19 protein-coding genes are annotated in these 18542 nt (G+C 52.5%); 14 read left to right on the top strand and 5 right to left on the bottom strand.

Annotated features, from left to right (window positions below; translation table 11 throughout):
* The 5 genes from nudB to ruvB all read left to right on the top strand — a co-directional run bounded on the left by nudB (position 1) and on the right by ruvB (position 3483).
* On the top strand, positions 1-444 hold the full coding sequence (gene nudB / locus OGX89_RS05120) for a dihydroneopterin triphosphate diphosphatase (protein ID WP_003833839.1): 444 nt from the start codon (positions 1-3) through the stop codon (positions 442-444).
* A 28-nt stretch (positions 445-472) separates the two neighbouring features.
* Positions 473-1216 (top strand): YebC/PmpR family DNA-binding transcriptional regulator, encoded by a 744-nt coding sequence (locus OGX89_RS05115; RefSeq protein ID WP_003833836.1) that lies wholly within the window; start codon positions 473-475, stop codon positions 1214-1216.
* A 34-nt stretch (positions 1217-1250) separates the two neighbouring features.
* Positions 1251-1772, top strand: a complete 522-nt coding sequence (gene ruvC / locus OGX89_RS05110; protein WP_003034867.1) for a crossover junction endodeoxyribonuclease RuvC — start codon at positions 1251-1253, stop codon at positions 1770-1772.
* A gap of 80 nt (positions 1773-1852) precedes the next feature.
* A complete protein-coding gene (gene ruvA / locus OGX89_RS05105; protein ID WP_003034869.1) occupies positions 1853-2464 on the top strand; it encodes a Holliday junction branch migration protein RuvA in 612 nt (203 codons plus the stop codon).
* An 8-nt stretch (positions 2465-2472) separates the two neighbouring features.
* Positions 2473-3483 carry a Holliday junction branch migration DNA helicase RuvB gene (gene ruvB, locus OGX89_RS05100; RefSeq protein ID WP_003034872.1) on the top strand — a complete coding sequence of 337 codons (1011 nt, stop codon included), beginning with the start codon at positions 2473-2475 and terminating at the stop codon, positions 3481-3483.
* Positions 3484-3561: 78 nt separating this feature from the next.
* On the opposite strand, the gene znuB is transcribed toward ruvB, so the two are convergent.
* Both znuB and znuC read right to left on the bottom strand, forming a co-directional pair.
* Complete coding sequence (znuB, locus tag OGX89_RS05095; RefSeq protein WP_003833831.1) at positions 3562-4347, bottom strand: zinc ABC transporter permease subunit ZnuB; 786 nt, start codon at positions 4345-4347, stop codon at positions 3562-3564.
* A complete protein-coding gene (znuC, locus tag OGX89_RS05090) occupies positions 4344-5099 on the bottom strand; it encodes a zinc ABC transporter ATP-binding protein ZnuC (protein ID WP_003833829.1) in 756 nt (251 codons plus the stop codon). Before znuC ends, znuB begins: the two co-directional genes overlap by 4 nt.
* A gap of 78 nt (positions 5100-5177) precedes the next feature.
* Between znuC and znuA the strand changes: the two genes are divergently transcribed.
* From znuA to lpxM, 3 genes are all read left to right on the top strand, one after another.
* A complete protein-coding gene (gene znuA, locus OGX89_RS05085; RefSeq protein WP_063940898.1) occupies positions 5178-6122 on the top strand; it encodes a zinc ABC transporter substrate-binding protein ZnuA in 945 nt (314 codons plus the stop codon).
* Positions 6123-6137: 15 nt separating this feature from the next.
* The gene (gene mepM / locus OGX89_RS05080; RefSeq protein WP_003833825.1) at positions 6138-7457 is read left to right on the top strand and encodes a murein DD-endopeptidase MepM; all 1320 of its coding nucleotides are present in this window, start codon (positions 6138-6140) and stop codon (positions 7455-7457) included.
* Positions 7458-7577: 120 nt separating this feature from the next.
* Positions 7578-8549: a lauroyl-Kdo(2)-lipid IV(A) myristoyltransferase gene (gene lpxM, locus OGX89_RS05075; protein WP_126957908.1), complete on the top strand. Its 972-nt coding sequence runs from the start codon at positions 7578-7580 to the stop codon at positions 8547-8549.
* A 46-nt stretch (positions 8550-8595) separates the two neighbouring features.
* Here the strand turns inward: lpxM and pyk are convergent, their stop codons facing one another.
* Both pyk and OGX89_RS05065 read right to left on the bottom strand, forming a co-directional pair.
* The gene (gene pyk / locus OGX89_RS05070; RefSeq protein WP_003833821.1) at positions 8596-10038 is read right to left on the bottom strand and encodes a pyruvate kinase; all 1443 of its coding nucleotides are present in this window, start codon (positions 10036-10038) and stop codon (positions 8596-8598) included.
* Between the two features lie 119 nt (positions 10039-10157).
* Positions 10158-11027: a MurR/RpiR family transcriptional regulator gene (locus tag OGX89_RS05065; RefSeq protein ID WP_126957920.1), complete on the bottom strand. Its 870-nt coding sequence runs from the start codon at positions 11025-11027 to the stop codon at positions 10158-10160.
* A gap of 364 nt (positions 11028-11391) precedes the next feature.
* Between OGX89_RS05065 and zwf the strand changes: the two genes are divergently transcribed.
* The 3 genes from zwf to kdgA all read left to right on the top strand — a co-directional run bounded on the left by zwf (position 11392) and on the right by kdgA (position 15588).
* Positions 11392-12867 carry a glucose-6-phosphate dehydrogenase gene (gene zwf / locus OGX89_RS05060; RefSeq protein WP_003833817.1) on the top strand — a complete coding sequence of 492 codons (1476 nt, stop codon included), beginning with the start codon at positions 11392-11394 and terminating at the stop codon, positions 12865-12867.
* 233 nt (positions 12868-13100) lie between these two features.
* Complete coding sequence (gene edd, locus OGX89_RS05055) at positions 13101-14912, top strand: phosphogluconate dehydratase (protein ID WP_003833815.1); 1812 nt, start codon at positions 13101-13103, stop codon at positions 14910-14912.
* 34 nt (positions 14913-14946) lie between these two features.
* Complete coding sequence (gene kdgA / locus OGX89_RS05050; protein ID WP_003034901.1) at positions 14947-15588, top strand: bifunctional 4-hydroxy-2-oxoglutarate aldolase/2-dehydro-3-deoxy-phosphogluconate aldolase; 642 nt, start codon at positions 14947-14949, stop codon at positions 15586-15588.
* A 67-nt stretch (positions 15589-15655) separates the two neighbouring features.
* Here kdgA and purT read toward each other — a convergent pair whose 3' ends face one another.
* Positions 15656-16834 (bottom strand): formate-dependent phosphoribosylglycinamide formyltransferase, encoded by a 1179-nt coding sequence (gene purT, locus OGX89_RS05045; RefSeq protein ID WP_126957910.1) that lies wholly within the window; start codon positions 16832-16834, stop codon positions 15656-15658.
* A 132-nt stretch (positions 16835-16966) separates the two neighbouring features.
* Here purT and yebG point away from each other — a divergent pair, with 132 nt between their 5' ends.
* The 3 genes from yebG (at position 16967) to OGX89_RS05030 (ending at position 18486) form a co-directional block, all read left to right on the top strand.
* Entirely contained in the window at positions 16967-17257 is a 291-nt protein-coding gene (gene yebG, locus OGX89_RS05040; protein ID WP_003833810.1) for a DNA damage-inducible protein YebG, read from the top strand.
* A 121-nt stretch (positions 17258-17378) separates the two neighbouring features.
* Entirely contained in the window at positions 17379-17732 is a 354-nt protein-coding gene (gene yebF, locus OGX89_RS05035) for a protein YebF (protein ID WP_126957912.1), read from the top strand.
* A 94-nt stretch (positions 17733-17826) separates the two neighbouring features.
* Complete coding sequence (locus OGX89_RS05030) at positions 17827-18486, top strand: tellurite resistance TerB family protein (protein ID WP_003833804.1); 660 nt, start codon at positions 17827-17829, stop codon at positions 18484-18486.
* Positions 18487-18542 lie beyond the last annotated feature (56 nt).

Here is an 18542-nt window from a genome sequence, read left to right as displayed (position 1 = left end):
ATGACATATAAACAGCCTGTCTCGGTGTTAGTCGTGATTTATGCAAAGGACACCGGGAGAGTGCTGATGTTACAGCGACGCGACGATCCTGATTTCTGGCAGTCGGTCACCGGCAGCCTTGAAGAAGGTGAAACCGCGTCGCAAGCCGCTATGCGCGAAGTAAAGGAAGAGGTCGCCATTGATGTTGCATCTGAGCAACTGACCTTAATTGACTGTCAGCGCACGGTGGAGTTTGAGATTTTTAGCCATTTACGTCATCGCTATGCACCGGGAATTGAACGTAATACTGAATCCTGGTTTTGCCTGGCACTTCCCTCAGAACGAAAGATCGTGTTCACCGAACATCTGACCTATCGTTGGGTTAATGCGGTTGAAGCCGCCCAATTAACCAAGTCGTGGAGTAACCGGCAGGCGATTGAAGAGTTTGTAATTAACGTCGCCTGAAAAGGCGCGCTTTTTGGAGATATTATTTATGGCAGGTCATAGTAAATGGGCCAACACCAGACACCGTAAAGCAGCGCAGGATGCTAAACGCGGTAAAATTTTCACCAAAATAATTCGTGAGCTGGTGACGGCGGCTAAACTGGGCGGCGGCGATCCGGATGCTAACCCGCGTCTGCGTGCAGCGGTTGATAAAGCGCTGGCTAACAACATGACCCGTGACACCCTGAACCGTGCAATCGCGCGCGGTGTGGGTGGTGATGAAGATTCCAACATGGAAACCATCATCTATGAAGGTTACGGTCCTGGCGGTACAGCCGTTATGATTGAATGTCTGTCTGACAACCGTAACCGTACCGTTGCGGAAGTGCGTCACGCGTTCACGAAAACGGGTGGTAACCTCGGTACCGACGGTTCCGTGGCTTATCTGTTCAGCAAAAAAGGCGTAATCTCCTTTGAACAGGGCGACGAAGACGCCATCATGGAAGCGGCGCTGGAAGCAGGTGCTGAAGACGTTGTGACCTTCGACGACGGCGCAATTGACGTTTACACCGCGTGGGAAGAGATGGGCAAAGTACGTGACGCGCTGGAAGCGGCTGGTCTGAAAGCGGACGCAGCTGAAGTGTCTATGATCCCATCCACCAAAGCGGATATGGATGCAGAAACAGCGCCGAAGCTGATGCGTCTGATCGATATGCTAGAAGACTGCGACGACGTGCAGGAAGTTTACCACAACGGTGAAATCTCCGATGAGGTTGCTGCCACCTTAGAATGATGTGGTTAAGCCATAAAATAACAGGAGATGCGTGATGTCTATTATTCTCGGCATTGACCCGGGGTCGCGCATCACCGGTTATGGTGTTATTCGTCAGGTCGGCAGGCAGCTGACCTACCTCGGCAGCGGCTGCATTCGCACCAAAGTCGACGATCTACCGTCACGTCTGAAGTTGATTTACGCGGGCGTGACGGAAATCATCACCCAGTTTCAGCCGGACTATTTTGCCATTGAGCAGGTTTTTATGGCGAAGAACGCCGACTCGGCGCTAAAGCTGGGACAGGCTCGCGGCGTGGCAATCGTTGCGGCGACCAATCAGGATCTACCGGTCTTTGAATACGCGGCCCGCCAGGTAAAACAGACCGTGGTGGGGATCGGTAGCGCGGAAAAAAGCCAGGTCCAGCATATGGTACGCACGCTGCTAAAACTCCCGGCGAATCCGCAAGCGGATGCTGCGGATGCACTGGCGATTGCCATTACCCACTGCCATGTCAGTCAGAACGCCATGCAAATGAGCGAGTCGAGGCTGAATTTGGCGCGAGGTCGATTACGTTAGTGACAAATGAGGCTGGATATCTATCCAGCCTTTTTTTATGATAGCGCATTACCTTTTAGCCCTTAACGCAGGAGCGTCACGTGATAGGCAGACTCAGAGGCATCATTATTGAAAAACAACCCCCGCTGGTCCTTCTGGAAACGGGCGGGGTAGGCTATGAAGTGCATATGCCGATGACCTGTTTCTACGAGTTGCCGGAAGCCGGGCAAGAAGCGATTATTTTCACCCATTTTGTGGTGCGAGAAGATGCTCAGCTATTGTATGGCTTTAACAACAAGCAAGAGCGCACGCTGTTTAAAGAGTTAATCAAAACCAATGGCGTGGGACCGAAGCTGGCGCTGGCGATCCTCTCCGGTATGTCTGCTCAGCAGTTCGTTAATGCCGTGGAGCGCGAAGAGCTGGGCGCGCTGGTGAAATTACCGGGTATTGGTAAAAAAACCGCAGAACGCCTGATTGTAGAAATGAAAGACCGCTTTAAAGGTTTACATGGTGATCTCTTTACGCCAGCAGCGGATCTGGTCCTGACGTCTCCGGCAAGTCCGACAACGGACGACGCCGAGCAGGAAGCGGTTGCTGCGCTGGTGGCGTTGGGCTATAAACCACAGGAAGCCAGCCGCATGGTGAGCAAAATTGCCCGCCCTGATGCCAGCAGTGAAACCCTGATTCGTGAAGCGCTTCGCGCGGCATTGTGAGGTAACGGATGATTGAAGCAGATCGCCTGATTTCGGCTGTCAGCACTACCCCTGAAGATCTGGTGGATCGTGCGATTCGCCCAAAATTGCTGGAAGAGTATATTGGCCAGCCTCAGGTCCGTTCGCAAATGGAGATTTTTATCCAGGCGGCGAAGCTGCGCGGTGACGCTCTCGATCACCTGCTGATTTTCGGTCCTCCTGGTCTGGGTAAAACTACGCTTGCCAATATTGTCGCTAATGAAATGGGTGTTAACCTGCGCACCACGTCCGGTCCGGTACTGGAAAAAGCGGGTGACCTGGCGGCAATGCTTACCAACCTTGAACCCCACGATGTGCTGTTTATCGATGAAATTCATCGTCTGTCACCAGTGGTGGAAGAGGTGCTGTATCCGGCGATGGAAGATTATCAGCTGGATATCATGATTGGTGAAGGGCCGGCTGCCCGTTCGATTAAGATCGATCTGCCGCCGTTCACGCTAATCGGGGCGACGACGCGCGCCGGGTCGTTAACCTCTCCGCTGCGTGACCGTTTTGGTATTGTGCAGCGCCTGGAGTTCTATCAGGTGGCAGACCTGCAGCACATTGTTGGGCGTAGCGCACGCTTTATGGGCCTGGAAATGAGCGATGAAGGCGCGCTGGAAGTGGCACGCCGCGCCCGCGGTACGCCGCGTATCGCCAACCGTTTATTACGCCGGGTACGTGATTTCGCTGAAGTGAAGCATGACGGCACGATTTCGGCTGATATTGCCGCCCAGGCGCTGGATATGCTCAATGTGGATGCGGAAGGATTCGATTATATGGACCGTAAGCTGCTGCTGGCGGTTATCGATAAATTCTTTGGCGGACCGGTAGGACTGGATAACCTGGCAGCGGCGATTGGGGAAGAGCGTGAAACCATTGAGGACGTGCTGGAGCCGTATCTGATTCAGCAAGGTTTTCTGCAGCGTACGCCGCGTGGACGTATGGCAACCGTGCGCGCCTGGAACCATTTTGGCATTACACCGCCACAGATGCCTTAGTGCCTGATGTCGTGACGCTCATCAGGCCTGGGCGATTTTGTAGGCCCGGTAAGCGCAGCACCACCGGGCAACGCATGCTTAGTTCGCCTGCTTTTTCATCATGCTGAAAATAAACAGCAGCGCGGCGCACAGCACCACGGAAGGACCTGCCGGGGTGTCATAGAAGGCCGAGAAGGTCAGCCCGCCTGTAACCGCTATCATTCCCACTCCAACGGCAACCCCTGCCATCTGCTCCGGCGTACGGGCAAAGCGACGGGCGGTCGCCGCAGGGATGATAAGCAGTGAGGTGATAATCAGCGCCCCGACAAACTTCATCGCCACACCAATCGTTAACGCCGTAACCAGCATCAGCAGCAGCTTCACGCGTTGCAGCTTCACACCATCGACAAATGCCAGATCAGGACTGATGGTCATCGACAGCAGGTTACGCCACTGCCAGAACAGAATCGCCAGAACAATAACCACGCCGATGGCGATGGAGATAAGATCTTCTGGCGTCACGGCGAGCAAATCACCAAACAGGTAAGCCATCAGATCTACACGGATGTTGGACATCAGGCTGACAACAACCAGCCCCAATGACAATGCGCTGTGCGCCATAATACCCAGCAAGGTATCGATCGCAAGGTGAGGGCGCTTCTCCAGCCATACCAGACCGCCAGCCAGCAACAGGGTGACGGCGATAACCGCATAGAAAGGGTTTACATCCAGCAGCAGGCCAAAGGCGACCCCCAGCAGCGAAGCGTGGGCCAGCGTATCACCGAAATAAGACATTCGACGCCAGACTACAAACGAGCCGAGTGGGCCAGCGGCACAGGCCAGCATGATCCCGGCTAACCAACCGGGTAATAACAATTCAATCATGAGTGACCATTTCCCCGGCGTAAGACGATACGACCCTGTAAATCGTGGCGGTGATTGTGATTATGACGGTAAATTCCGAGTTGTTCGGCGCCGCGTTGCCCGAACATTGAGATGAATTCCGGGTGCATAGAAACCACTTCCGGCGCACCGGAACAGCAAATATGATGGTTCAGGCACAGTACCTCATCGGTTTTGGCCATCACCAGATGCAGGTCATGGGAAACCATCAGTACGGCGCAATCCAGTTCACGTCGCAACTGGTCGATAAGGTCGTACAGTGCGACCTGCCCATTGACATCCACGCCCTGGGTTGGTTCATCGAGCACCAGTAGCTGAGGTTTATTCAATAAAGCACGGGCCAACAGGACGCGTTGCGTTTCCCCGCCAGAGAGCTTTTGCATCGGCGCATCCATCAGATGCCCGGCCTGAACGCGCTTCAGTGCCGGAAGGATATCCTCTTTTTTGGTGCCGGGACGTAAGCGCATAAACCGACTTACCGTCAGTGGCAGCGTAGTATCGAGGTACAGTTTTTGCGGTACATAGCCAATCCGCAATTGACCATTACGCTTGATTACGCCCTCATCAGCCGCTACCAGCCCTAATACAACGCGCACCAGCGTAGACTTCCCGGCGCCATTTGGGCCGAGAAGCGTTAAAATTTTACCGGGTCGAAGTTCAAGCGATACGTCAGACAGGACGCGGCGTTGACCATAAGAGACCGAGACATTTTCCAGTGAAACCAAAGTCGTCATATCAATTTTAGTCTTGCAGAAGTTATAGAATGTTATAATATCACATTTCTTGTATTCATTACGATGATTGGTCGCATTATGTTACATAAAAATACGCTTCTTTTCGCAGCATTATCCGCTGCTCTTTGGGGTAGTGCAACACAGGCAGCAAATGCCGCTGTGGTGGCCTCGCTCAAGCCGCTGGGGTTTATTGCTTCAGCTATTGCAGACGGGGTAACAGACACTGAGGTTCTGTTGCCTGATGGGGCTTCCGAACATGACTATTCACTGCGTCCATCAGACGTAAAACGCTTACAGGGCGCGGACTTAGTTGTTTGGATTGGACCTGAGATGGAAGCGTTTATGGAGAAGTCAGTCAAGAATATTCCTAACGCGAAACAGGTAACGATTGCGCAGCTCAATGACGTGAAACCGTTACTCATGAAAGGTGCCGATGACGACGATGACGATCATGGACACGATGATGCTGGCAGTGAAAAAAGTGACGAGCATCACCATCATGGCGATTACAACATGCATCTTTGGCTTTCCCCAGAGATAGCGCGGGCCTCAGCGGTTGCAATCCATGAAAAATTAGTGGAACTTATGCCGCAAAGTCGAGCCAAACTTGACGCCAACCTGAAGGATTTTGAGGCACAATTAGCCGCAACCGATAAGCAGGTAGGTAACGAGCTCGCACCGCTCAAGGGAAAAGGTTATTTCGTTTTTCATGACGCCTATGGCTACTACGAAAAACACTACGGACTAACACCGCTTGGTCACTTTACCGTGAACCCTGAGATTCAACCTGGTGCGCAGCGTTTACATGAAATAAGAACACAGTTGGTTGAGCAAAAAGCAACCTGCGTTTTTGCTGAGCCACAGTTCAGGCCAGCGGTCGTTGAAGCCGTCGCGAGAGGGACATCCGTTCGAATGGGAACGCTGGATCCGCTCGGAACGAATATCAAACTGGGTAAAACAAGCTATTCAGCGTTTTTGAACCAATTAGCCAACCAGTATGCGAGCTGCCTGAAAGGAGATTAATGAGGAAGTGAATACGTGCAACAGATAGCCCGCTCTGTCGCTCTGGCATTTAATAATCTGCCGCGACCCCATCGCGTTATGCTGGGGTCGCTTACCGTACTGACATTGGCCGTCGCCGTCTGGCGGCCTTATGTTTACCACCCCGATTCTGCACCCATCGTTAAAACTATCGAGCTGGAAAAAAGCGAGATTCGTTCGCTGTTGCCTGAGGCCAGTGAACCTATCGATCAGGCCGCGCAGGAAGACGAAGCCATTCCGCAGGATGAACTGGATGACAAAACGTCTGGTGAAGCCGGCGTGCATGAGTATGTCGTCTCCACAGGCGATACGCTGAGCAGTATTCTTAATCAGTACGGCATCGATATGGGCGACATCAGTCAGCTCGCTGCTTCCGATAAAGAACTGCGCAATCTGAAAATTGGTCAACAGTTATCCTGGACGTTAAGCGCGGAAGGTGACCTGCAGCGCCTGACCTGGGAAGTGTCCCGCCGTGAAACCCGCACTTACGATCGCACTGCGACAGGTTTCAAAATGAGCAGCGAAATGCAGCAGGGCGATTGGGTTAACAGCCGTATCAAAGGCACGGTGGGCGGAAGCTTTGTCGCCAGCGCCAAAGAGGCCGGACTGACCAGCTCTGAAATCAGCGCGGTGATTAAGGCCATGCAGTGGCAGATGGATTTCCGCAAACTGAAAAAAGGCGATGAGTTCTCAGTGCTGATGTCTCGCGAAATGCTGGACGGTAAGCGCGAGCAAAGCCAGCTGCTGGGCGTGCGTTTACGTTCTGAAGGCAAAGACTATTACGCCATCCGTGCTGAAGACGGTAAGTTCTATGACCGTAACGGTACCGGGCTGGCGAAAGGCTTCATGCGTTTCCCGACGGCGAAACAGTTCCGTATCTCCTCGAACTTTAACCCGCGTCGCCTGAATCCGGTGACTGGACGCGTAGCGCCGCACAAAGGTGTCGACTTTGCGATGCCGCAGGGGACGCCAGTACTGTCGGTAGGCGATGGTGAAGTGGTCGTAGCGAAGCGTAGCGGCGCTGCCGGATACTATGTTGCGGTACGTCATGGTCGCACCTACACCACCCGTTATATGCACCTGCGTAAGCTATTGGTGAAACCAGGTCAAAAAGTGAAACGTGGCGATCGTATCGCGCTGTCAGGTAACACCGGGCGTTCAACCGGTCCGCACCTGCACTACGAAGTGTGGATCAACCAGCAGGCCGTGAACCCTCTGACGGCGAAACTGCCGCGTACAGAAGGTCTGACCGGCTCGGATCGCACCGATTATCTGGCGCAGGTGAAAGAAGTTATGCCTCAGCTACGTTTTGATTAATTAGCACACTGATAAAGCCGGTACGCGATGCGTGCCGGCTTTTTTTATTTTGTACGGCGCATCGTGCGCCGCTACACTATCAACAGATCTACTTTTCGCCGCACCAGACACTGGAAGAGCATGGAAACGAAAAAAAAGAATATTGAGTATATCCCTGAGTTTGATAAATCATTTCGCTATCCGCGCTACTGGGGCGCCTGGCTGGGTGTAGCGGCGATAGCTGGGATTGCGTTAACGCCGGCGTCATTTCGCGATCCTATTCTGGCAAAGCTCGGACGGATGGTTGGACGTTTGGGAAAAAGCTCACGTCGCAGAGCACTGATCAATTTATCCCTTTGTTTTCCTGAACGCAGCGATGCTGAGCGCGAAGCCATTGTCGATGAGATGTTCGCGACAGCCCCTCAGGCGATGGTCATGATGGCGGAACTGGCCCTGCGCGGTCCGGAGAAAATTCAGAATCGGGTTGACTGGCAGGGCCTTGAAATCATCGAAGAGATGCGCCGCAACGATGAAAAAGTGATTTTTCTCGTTCCTCATGGCTGGGGCGTAGATATCCCGGCGATGCTGATGGCTTCCCAGGGACAGAAAATGGCAGCAATGTTCCACAATCAGGGGAACCCGGTATTTGATTACGTCTGGAACACGGTGCGCCGTCGTTTCGGAGGCCGATTACATGCACGTAATGATGGCATCAAACCGTTTATTCAGTCTGTACGTCAGGGATATTGGGGATACTACCTGCCGGATCAGGACCATGGGCCTGAGCACAGCGAGTTTGTCGATTTTTTTGCTACCTATAAAGCAACGTTACCGGCAATTGGTCGCTTGATGAAGGTTTGCCACGCGCGTGTAGTGCCGCTGTTTCCGGTGTATGACGGTAAAACGCACCGCCTGACGATTAAGGTCCGTCCTCCGATGGATGACATCCTGACAGCGGATGACCACACCATTGCCAGACGAATGAACGAAGAGGTGGAAATTTTTGTCACGCCTCATGTCGAACAATACACCTGGATACTGAAACTGCTTAAGACGCGTAAACCCGGCGAGATTGAGCCCTATAAGCGCAAAGATCTCTATCCGAAGAAATAAAAAAAAGCCTCTCAAACGAGAGGCTTTTTTACATCAAACGCTGGCGTTACTCGACGGTCAGAATACGCGTGGTGTTAGTTGAGCCAATAGTGCTCATCACATCGCCCTGTGTCACAATCACCAGATCGCCGGAAACCAGATAGCCTTTATCGCGCAGCAGGTTCACTGCTTCATTGGCGGCAACGACGCCATCTGTTTCGCTGTCAAAGTGAACCGGGGTGACACCGCGATACAGAGAGGTCAGATTCAGCGTACGTTCATGACGAGACATCGCGAAAATTGGCAGACCGGAACTGATACGAGAAGTCATCAGCGCAGTACGACCAGACTCCGTCATAGCGATAATAGCGGTGACCCCTTTCAGGTGGTTAGCAGCGTACATCGCTGACATCGCAATCGCTTCTTCAACGTTATCAAACTGCACGTCAAGGCGGTGTTTAGAGACGTTGATGCTTGGGATCTTCTCTGCACCCAGGCAAACGCGCGCCATTGCCGTGACGGTTTCCGCCGGGTACTGACCTGCTGCTGTTTCGGCAGAGAGCATCACGGCATCGGTACCGTCGAGGACGGCGTTAGCCACGTCCATCACTTCCGCACGAGTCGGCATTGGGTTGGTGATCATCGACTCCATCATCTGTGTGGCGGTGATGACCGCACGGTTCAGCTGACGCGCACGGCGAATCAACGCTTTCTGAATACCTACCAGCTCAGGGTCACCGATTTCAACACCCAAGTCGCCACGGGCTACCATCACTACGTCAGAAGCCAGGATGATGTCATCCATCGCATTCTGGTCGCAGACGGCTTCTGCACGTTCTACCTTGGCGACAATTTTCGCATCGCAACCGGCGTCGCGCGCCAGACGGCGGGCATAGTTTAGATCTTCGCCGCAGCGCGGGAAGGATACAGCCAAATAGTCAACGCTGATTTGCGCTGCGGTAATGATGTCGGCTTTGTCTTTTTCGGTGAGGGCTTCAGCAGAGAGACCGCCGCCCAGTTTGTTGATGCCCTTGTTATTGGACAGCGGGCCACCGACAGTGACTTCGGTGAAGACTTTCATGCCCTGAACTTCCAGCACTTTAAGCTGTACGCGACCGTCGTCGAGCAGCAGGATATCGCCAGGCACGACGTCTGCAGGCAGTCCCTTATAATCAATGCCGACTTTTTCTTTGTCGCCTTCGCCTTTACCGAGGTTGGCGTCTAACAGGAACTTGTCGCCAACATTAAGAAAAACTTTACCTTCTTTAAAGGTAGATACGCGGATTTTAGGTCCCTGCAGGTCACCCAAAATAGCTACATGACGTCCCAGTTTTGCGGCAATTTCACGGACCTTATCCGCCCGCAGTTTGTGATCTTCTGGAGAGCCGTGGGAAAAGTTCATACGTACGACGTTCGCACCCGCGGCGATAATCTTCTCAAGGTTGTTATCGCGGTCAGTTGCCGGGCCTAACGTGGTAACGATTTTGGTTCTGCGAAGCCTTCTGGACATGTAATACTCCGTTGACTGAAACAACTAGGTGTTGCGTGAACATTAATCCGGTCGTTCTCAAACATTAACGGTAAAATGAACGACCCGGATGATAAAAGGGTAGAACATTGTTATTGCTTTTAGCGGTCATCACTCTTGATGAGTAATTCTTTATCAAAACGCGATTCCTTGAGCGCTTCCTTGACACGCTTCAAGTTATCTCTAAATTTTGCCCCTCGGCGCAAAGTAAATCCTGTAGCCAGCACATCTATCACGGTCAGTTGAGCAAGTCGAGAGACCATGGGCATATAAATGTCAGTATCTTCCGGTACATCGAGGGTAATAGCCAGCGTGGCTTCACGCGCCAGTGGCGTGCCGGGAGAGGTGAGGGCGATAACCATAGCGTCGTTTTCCCTTGCTAACTGCGCCAGTTCAACCAGACTTTTGGTTCTTCCGGTATGAGAAATAAGCACAATGACGTCGTCGTCGCTACAATTCATACAACTCATCCGTTGCAGGACAATGTCGTCGGAATAGATTACCGGTACGTTAAAGCGGAAAAATTTGTTCATCGCGTCGTGCGCGACCGCGGCGGAAGAACCTAAACCAAAGAAGGCGATTTTCTTCGCCTGGGTTAACAAATCTACCGCCCGGTTTACCGCTGTGTTATCCAGCGACTGACGAACGTGGTCAAGGCTTGCCATCGCCGATTCGAAGATTTTCCCCGTATAAGATTCTACGCTGTCATCCTCATCCACATTGCGATTAACATAAGGGGTACCATTTGCCAGACTTTGTGCCAGATGCAGTTTAAAATCAGGGAAGCCGCGCGTATCCATGCTACGACAGAAACGGTTCACCGTCGGTTCGCTGACGTTGGCTTCTACAGCAAGCGCAGCGATGCTTGAGTGAATTGCCTGCTCGGGAGAGGCAAGAATAATGTCGGCGACTTTACGCTCTGACTTGCTCAAATGTTCCAGTTTTAACTGGATTTTTTCCAGCATATTCATGATGTAGGTAGACTCATGGGTCATGGGCAAAAACGATTTCAACGATAAGGGGAAATCGAGTGGTAACTCTGGTAGATAGTACCCCTGCTAGTGCAGCAACGGGGCAAAATGGACAAAATAGTTGTTGTTTTTTTTCATTACATGATCGGAGTCGGATTTTCATACTTCTTCATGGGTACGAAAAAGACGACTTTTTTATCCATTTTGATGGGTTATACGCCAATAAAGCGGCTGTTCGCGGTAACAGCACGGCTGGATAAGCGTTTACGGTTTCCGGATTCACGTAAAAGCAGTACAGTGCACTGTAATAAAATTACAACCAGTGTCTGGCAAAAGCACCAGGCACTTAATTGAGGAGAATGACATGGCGGTAACGCAAACAGCCCAGGCATGTGATCTGGTCATTTTCGGCGCGAAGGGCGACCTGGCGCGACGGAAATTGCTGCCTTCCCTGTATCAACTGGAAAAGGCCGGCCAGATTAACCCGGATACCCGCATCATTGGGGTTGGGCGTGCCGACTGGGACAAAGCAGCCTATACCAAGGTTGTGCGCGAAGCGCTCGAAACCTTCATGAAAGAAAAAATTGATGAAAGTTTGTGGGAAACCCTCAGCGGTCGTCTTGAGTTTTGTAACCTGGACGTCAACGACACCGCCGCGTTTAAGCGTCTGGGCAAAATGCTGGATCAAAAATCGCGTACCACCATCAACTATTTTGCAATGCCGCCTAGCACCTTTGGCGCGATCTGCAAAGGTCTGGGTGAAGCAAAGCTGAATGCTAAGCCTGCCCGCGTGGTGATGGAAAAACCGCTGGGTACATCACTGGCAACATCCCGTGAAATCAACGATCAGGTTGGCGAGTATTTCGAAGAGTGCCAGGTTTACCGCATCGACCACTATCTCGGCAAAGAGACGGTACTGAACCTGTTGGCACTGCGTTTTGCCAACTCCCTGTTTGTGAATAACTGGGATAACCGCACTATCGACCACGTAGAAATTACCGTGGCGGAAGAAGTGGGCATTGAAGGGCGCTGGGGCTACTTTGACCAGGCCGGTCAAATGCGCGACATGATCCAGAACCACCTGCTGCAGATCCTGTGCATGATCGCGATGTCTCCGCCGTCCGATCTGAGCGCCGACAGCATCCGTGATGAAAAAGTGAAAGTACTGAAATCACTGCGTCGTATCGATCGTTCGAACGTACGTGAAAAGACAGTTCGTGGTCAGTACACCGCCGGTTTTGCCCAGGGCAAAAAAGTTCCGGGATACCTGGAAGAAGAAGGTGCGAATAAGAGCAGCAACACGGAAACGTTTGTGGCGATCCGTGTGGATATCGATAACTGGCGCTGGGCGGGCGTACCGTTCTACCTGCGTACCGGTAAGCGTTTACCGACCAAATGCTCTGAAGTGGTGGTTTACTTCAAAACGCCTGAGCTGAACCTGTTCAGAGAATCCTGGCAGGACCTGCCGCAGAACAAGCTGACTATCCGTTTGCAGCCTGATGAAGGTGTCGATATCCAGGTACTGAACAAAGTGCCGGGGCTGGATCACAAGCATAACCTGCAAATTACCAAACTTGATCTGAGCTACTCCGAAACCTTCAACCAAACGCATCTGGCCGACGCTTATGAGCGCCTGCTGCTTGAAACGATGCGCGGCATTCAGGCGCTGTTTGTGCGTCGAGATGAAGTTGAAGAAGCATGGAAGTGGGTCGATTCTATTACTGAAGCCTGGGCAATGGACAACGACGCACCTAAACCGTATCAGGCCGGGACCTGGGGACCGGTTGCCTCTGTGGCCATGATTACCCGTGATGGTCGTTCCTGGAACGAATTCGAGTAAAATATCATCTAGCCCATAGGTGTTATTTTACCGGTAACATGATCTAACACAGATTGTAGAATAATTTTTGCACTTTTAAGCTCCGCGTGGATTCACCCGCGGGGCTTTTTTTATTACACTGCCTGAAACGATTTTGCCCCTGAGCTACGGCTAACAAGCGATTCAGCTGCTTTTAACCCAACTGAAACACATTGTTGATCCAACGCTCTGACAGATAAATTTTAGGAGCCTCTATGAATCCGAATTTGTTACGCGTAACAAAACGTATTGTCGAACGTTCTCGCGACACGCGTTCCGCCTACCTTGCCCGTATTGAACAAGCGAAATCGACTACCGTTCATCGTTCACAACTGGCGTGCGGTAACCTGGCGCATGGTTTTGCTGCCTGCCAGCCAGATGACAAGGCCTCGCTGAAAAGCATGCTGCGTAACAATATCGCGATCATTACCTCCTATAACGACATGCTTTCCGCGCATCAGCCGTACGAACATTATCCGGACATCATTCGTAAAGCGCTGCATGAAGCCAATGCGGTAGGCCAGGTCGCTGGCGGTGTTCCTGCGATGTGCGACGGTGTGACCCAGGGACAGGATGGGATGGAGCTTTCGTTACTGAGTCGCGAAGTGATTGCGATGTCGGCTGCTGTCGGCCTCTCACACAATATGTTCGACGGCGCGTTATTCCTTGGCGTGTGCGACAAAATTGTCCCGGGTCTGGTGATGGCGGCACTGTCATTTGGTCATCTGCCTTCGATCTTTATTCCCTCCGGCCCGATGGCGAGTGGTCTGGCGAACAAAGAAAAAGTGCGTATCCGTCAGTTGTATGCTGAAGGCAAAGTCGATCGCATGGCGCTGCTTGAATCCGAAGCGGCGTCTTATCACGCACCGGGGACCTGTACGTTCTATGGTACGGCAAACACCAACCAGATGGTGGTGGAGTTTATGGGGATGCAACTGCCAGGGTCCTCATTCGTACACCCGGATGCCCCGCTGCGCGAAGCGTTGACCGCCGCGGCTGCTCGTCAGGTAACGCGTCTGACCGGTAACGGCAATGAATGGATGCCGATCGGTAAAATGATCGATGAAAAAGTAGTGGTGAACGGTATTGTCGCGCTGCTGGCGACCGGGGGGTCAACCAACCATACAATGCACCTGGTTGCGATGGCGCGCGCAGCCGGGATTCTGATTAACTGGGACGACTTCTCCGATCTGTCCGATATCGTGCCGTTGATGGCGCGTCTGTATCCGAATGGTCCGGCAGATATTAACCACTTCCAGGCAGCGGGTGGCGTGCCGGTGTTAATGCGCGAACTGCTGAATGCGGGTCTGCTGCATGAAGATGTGAACACCGTTGCTGGGTTTGGTTTGTCGCGTTACACCATGGAACCCTGGCTCAACGAGGGTGAACTGGACTGGCGCGAAGGGGCAGCGAAGTCGCTGGACAGCAATGTGATTGCTACCATCGATCAGCCATTCTCCCACCACGGCGGTACCAAAGTGCTGAGCGGTAACCTCGGACGTGCGGTGATGAAAACGTCGGCGGTTCCGGTAGAAAATCAGGTAATTGAAGCGCCCGCGGTTGTTTTTGAAAGTCAGCATGATGTATTGCCGGCCTTCGATGCGGGACTGCTCGACCGTGATTGCGTAGTCGTTGTGCGCCATCAGGGACCAAAAGCAAACGGAATGCCAGAATTACATAAACTCATGCCGCCACTTGGTGTATTATTGGACCGTTGTTTCAAAATTGCGTTAGTTACCGATGGACGACTTTCAGGTGCTTCAGGTAAAGTGCCTTCAGCAATCCATGTAACCCCAGAAGCCTACGATGGCGGGCTGCTGGCAAAAGTACGCGATGGCGACATCATTCGTGTGAATGGACAGACAGGTGAATTGACGCTGCTGGTTGATGAAGAGGAACTTGCTTCTCGTCAGCCTCACATTCCTGACCTCAGCGCATCGCGCGTGGGCACAGGCCGTGAAATGTTCAGCGCGTTGCGTGAAAAGCTGTCCGGTGCGGAACAGGGCGCAACCTGTATCACTTTTTAAGACTTATTTTGTAATCAGGCGAGAGAAAACTCTGATGAAAAACTGGAAGACAAGTGCAGAAGCAATCCTGACCACTGGCCCGGTTGTACCGGTTATCGTGGTTAATAAACTGGAACACGCAGTGCCGATGGCAAAAGCGCTGGTTGCAGGCGGCGTGCGCGTTCTGGAAGTGACCTTACGTACAGCATGTGCGATGGATGCCATTCGCGCGATCGCAAAAGAAGTTCCGGACGCTATCGTTGGTGCAGGTACTGTACTGAATCCACAACAGCTGGCTGAAGTTACCGAAGCCGGTGCACAGTTTGCTATCAGTCCGGGTCTGACCGAGCCGCTGCTGAAAGCCGCAACGGAAGGTACTATTCCGCTGATCCCTGGTATCAGCACCGTGTCTGAACTGATGCTGGGTATGGACTACGGTTTGAAAGAGTTCAAATTCTTCCCTGCTGAAGCAAATGGCGGTACCAAAGCGCTGCAGGCAATTGCGGGTCCGTTCTCTCAGGTGCGTTTCTGCCCAACCGGCGGTATCTCTCCGGCGAACTACCGTGACTACCTGGCACTGAAAAGCGTGCTGTGCATCGGTGGTTCGTGGCTGGTTCCGGCGGATGCGCTGGAAGCGGGTGATTACGATCGTATTACCAAGCTGGCTCGTGAAGCAGTAGAAGGCGCGAAGCAGTAAGCCGTTAATGCGTAAACCGTAGGTCGGATACGGCATCAATGTTTTATCCGGCCTACGGGTCTGGTTTTTATCCTGCGACTTTCACCTGTGCGGCTGCGTCTTTCGCGCATATCACCGCATCTTCAATGCTCTGTGCTGTGGCCAGCACAACGCCCAGACGACGGCTCCCGTCGATTTCCGGCTTGCCAAAGAAACGCACTTGCATACCCGCACCTACAGCGGCTTGTACGTTATCAAATGTGATATTCTGGCTGGTAAGTTGCGGCAGAATAACGGCGGAAGCAGAAGGTCCATACTGGCGGATTTCGCCAACGGGCAGACCGAGAAATGCACGTACGTGCAGGGCAAACTCAGACAGATCCTGCGAAATTAAGGTCACCATACCCGTGTCGTGAGGGCGAGGGGAGACTTCGCTGAAAATCACCTCATCACCGCAGACAAACAGCTCCACGCCAAACAGTCCGTGACCGCCCAGCGCCAGTACCACCTTGCGGGCTATTTCCTGCGCGCGCGCCAGCGCCAGGTCACTCATCTGCTGCGGCTGCCAGGACTCGCGATAATCGCCATCTTCCTGGCGATGACCTACCGGCGCGCAGAAATGCACACCATCAACGGCGCTGACGGTTAGCAGGGTGATTTCAAAATCAAAATTCACTACGCCTTCGACGATAACCCGACCGGCACCTGCCCGGCCTCCCTGTTGAGCATAGTTCCACGCCTCGGTGAGCTGATCGGCTGAACGGATAAAGCTTTGCCCCTTGCCGGAAGAACTCATGACCGGCTTCACAATGCAGGGATAGCCGATTTCGGCAACGGCCTCACGAAAGCGTGTTTCGGTGTCTGCAAAACGGAAAGATGATGTGGGTAAAGACAATTCTTCGGCGGCGAGACGACGGATTCCTTCCCGGTTCATGGTCAGTTGGGTCGCTCGTGCGCAAGGCACAACGTGTTGACCTTCCTGTTCCAGTTTGACCAGCATATCCGTGGCAATCGCCTCTATTTCCGGCACGATGTAATGTGGTTTTTCACGCTCGACAAGCTGGCGTAATGCCTCGCCATCCAGCATGTTAATTACGTAGGAGCGATGGGCAACGTGCATGGCTGGCGCGTCGGGGTAACGATCCACGGCAATGACTTCCACACCCAGGCGTTGGCATTCAATCGCCACTTCTTTACCCAGTTCACCTGAACCTAATAACATCACTCGCGTTGCTGCGGGACGCAGCGCTGTGCCTAATAACGTCATAAATTAATCCCCTGTTTTATCTGGGCGCAGTATATACGAAAACGTTTGCGTCTGTCTTTATTACCAGGTTGATTTCAGGGCTTAAAAAGAATATACTGTACATAAATACAGGTGATTTAAGAGGCTGCAAAAATGGCGGTTGAAGTTAAATACGTAGTCATTCGGGAAGGTGAGGAAAAAATGTCGTTTACCAGCAAAAAGGAAGCCGATGCGTATGACAAAATGCTGGATACAGCAGATCTGCTCGACACATGGCTGGAACAATCGCCGGTAGCGCTTGAAGACGAGCAGCGTGAAGCACTTTCCTTGTGGCTGGCTGAGCAAAAAGATGTGCTGAGCGCCATTCTGAAAAACGGCAAGCTGCCTTCGCCACAGGCTGTCGAAAACGATGCGCACGCTGAGGATGATACTCAGGCTGCCTGAAACGACTTGCGCTCCTGACGTTTTGTACCATGCTTTTCCCTGAATCATTGTGCAATTCCTGACGTTATTTCACGTTGCCGCAGGCAACCTGAAGGACGAAGGGGAGATTAAGGAGAAAAGAATGTATAAAAAAAGAGCGTTATTGAGCCTGCTGTTATTGTCTGCCAGCGTATCGGTATTTGCGGCAAATATGGAAAGCAAGAATGTTCAGTTCCCCAAGTGCGAAGGACTGGATGCTGACGGTATTGCGGCAAGCGTGAAACGTGACTATCAGCAAAATCGCATCGCGCGCTGGGCTGACGATCAAAAACGCGTCGGTCAAGCCGACCCTGTCGCCTGGGTTAGCACGCCCGATATTACGGGCAAAGACGGGAAATGGTCAGTTCCCCTGACGGTTCGTGGTAAAAGCGCAGATATTCACTACCTGGTGAAAGTCGACTGCAAAGCCGGAACGGCCGAGTATCAGCCGCAGTAACGCAGGTATTTGCACATCTTTTGATGACCTGAACACTTCCTGACATCCCCTCGGGTACGCTTTGATGATTATTCGTCTGTACTTGAGGGGCAAAATGGCTAATTGGCTGAATCAACTACAATCTCTTCTTGGGCAAAAAGGATCCTCCGCGTCATCTTCTGGCGAGCAAGGGCTGAGTAAACTTCTGGTTCCAGGCGCGTTAGGCGGTCTGGCAGGATTACTGGTTGCCAACAAATCTTCACGAAAATTGCTGAGCAAATACGGCACCAGCGCGCTTCTGGTGGGCGGCGGTGCGGTTGCCGGTACCGTGTTATGGAACAAATACAAGGATAAGGTTCGCGCTGCGCATCAGGATGAGCCGCAGTTTGGCGCACAAAGTTCACCGCTGGATGAGCGCACCGAGCGTCTGATCCTGGCGCTGGTTTTTGCGGCGAAAAGCGATGGACATATTGATGCCAAAGAACGAGCGGCCATTGAACAGCAGCTCCGTGAAGCGGGCGTGGAAGAGCAGGGCCGCGTTCTGATTGAACGTGCTATTGAACAACCGTTAGATCCTCAGCGTCTGGCGCAAGGGATCCGTAACGAAGAAGAAGCACTGGAAATTTACTTCCTGAGCTGTGCGGCGATTGATATCGACCACTTTATGGAGCGTAGCTATCTCAATGCGCTGGGCGATGCGTTGAAGATCCCGCAGGATGTTCGTGAAGGCATTGAACAGGATCTCAAAGAACAAAAACAGGCTTTACCGGGTTAATTACTTACCGCTAAGGCGCATGTTTCGCTTGCATCATTGCTGTCTTTTGCCACCCT

The sequence above is a fragment of the Citrobacter sp. Cpo103 genome, from assembly GCF_030332605.1.
In the GTDB taxonomy this organism is placed as follows: domain Bacteria; phylum Pseudomonadota; class Gammaproteobacteria; order Enterobacterales; family Enterobacteriaceae; genus Citrobacter; species Citrobacter portucalensis.
Note: the sequence above shows the minus strand (reverse complement) of the source record. Positions and strands in the feature narration are given on the sequence as shown.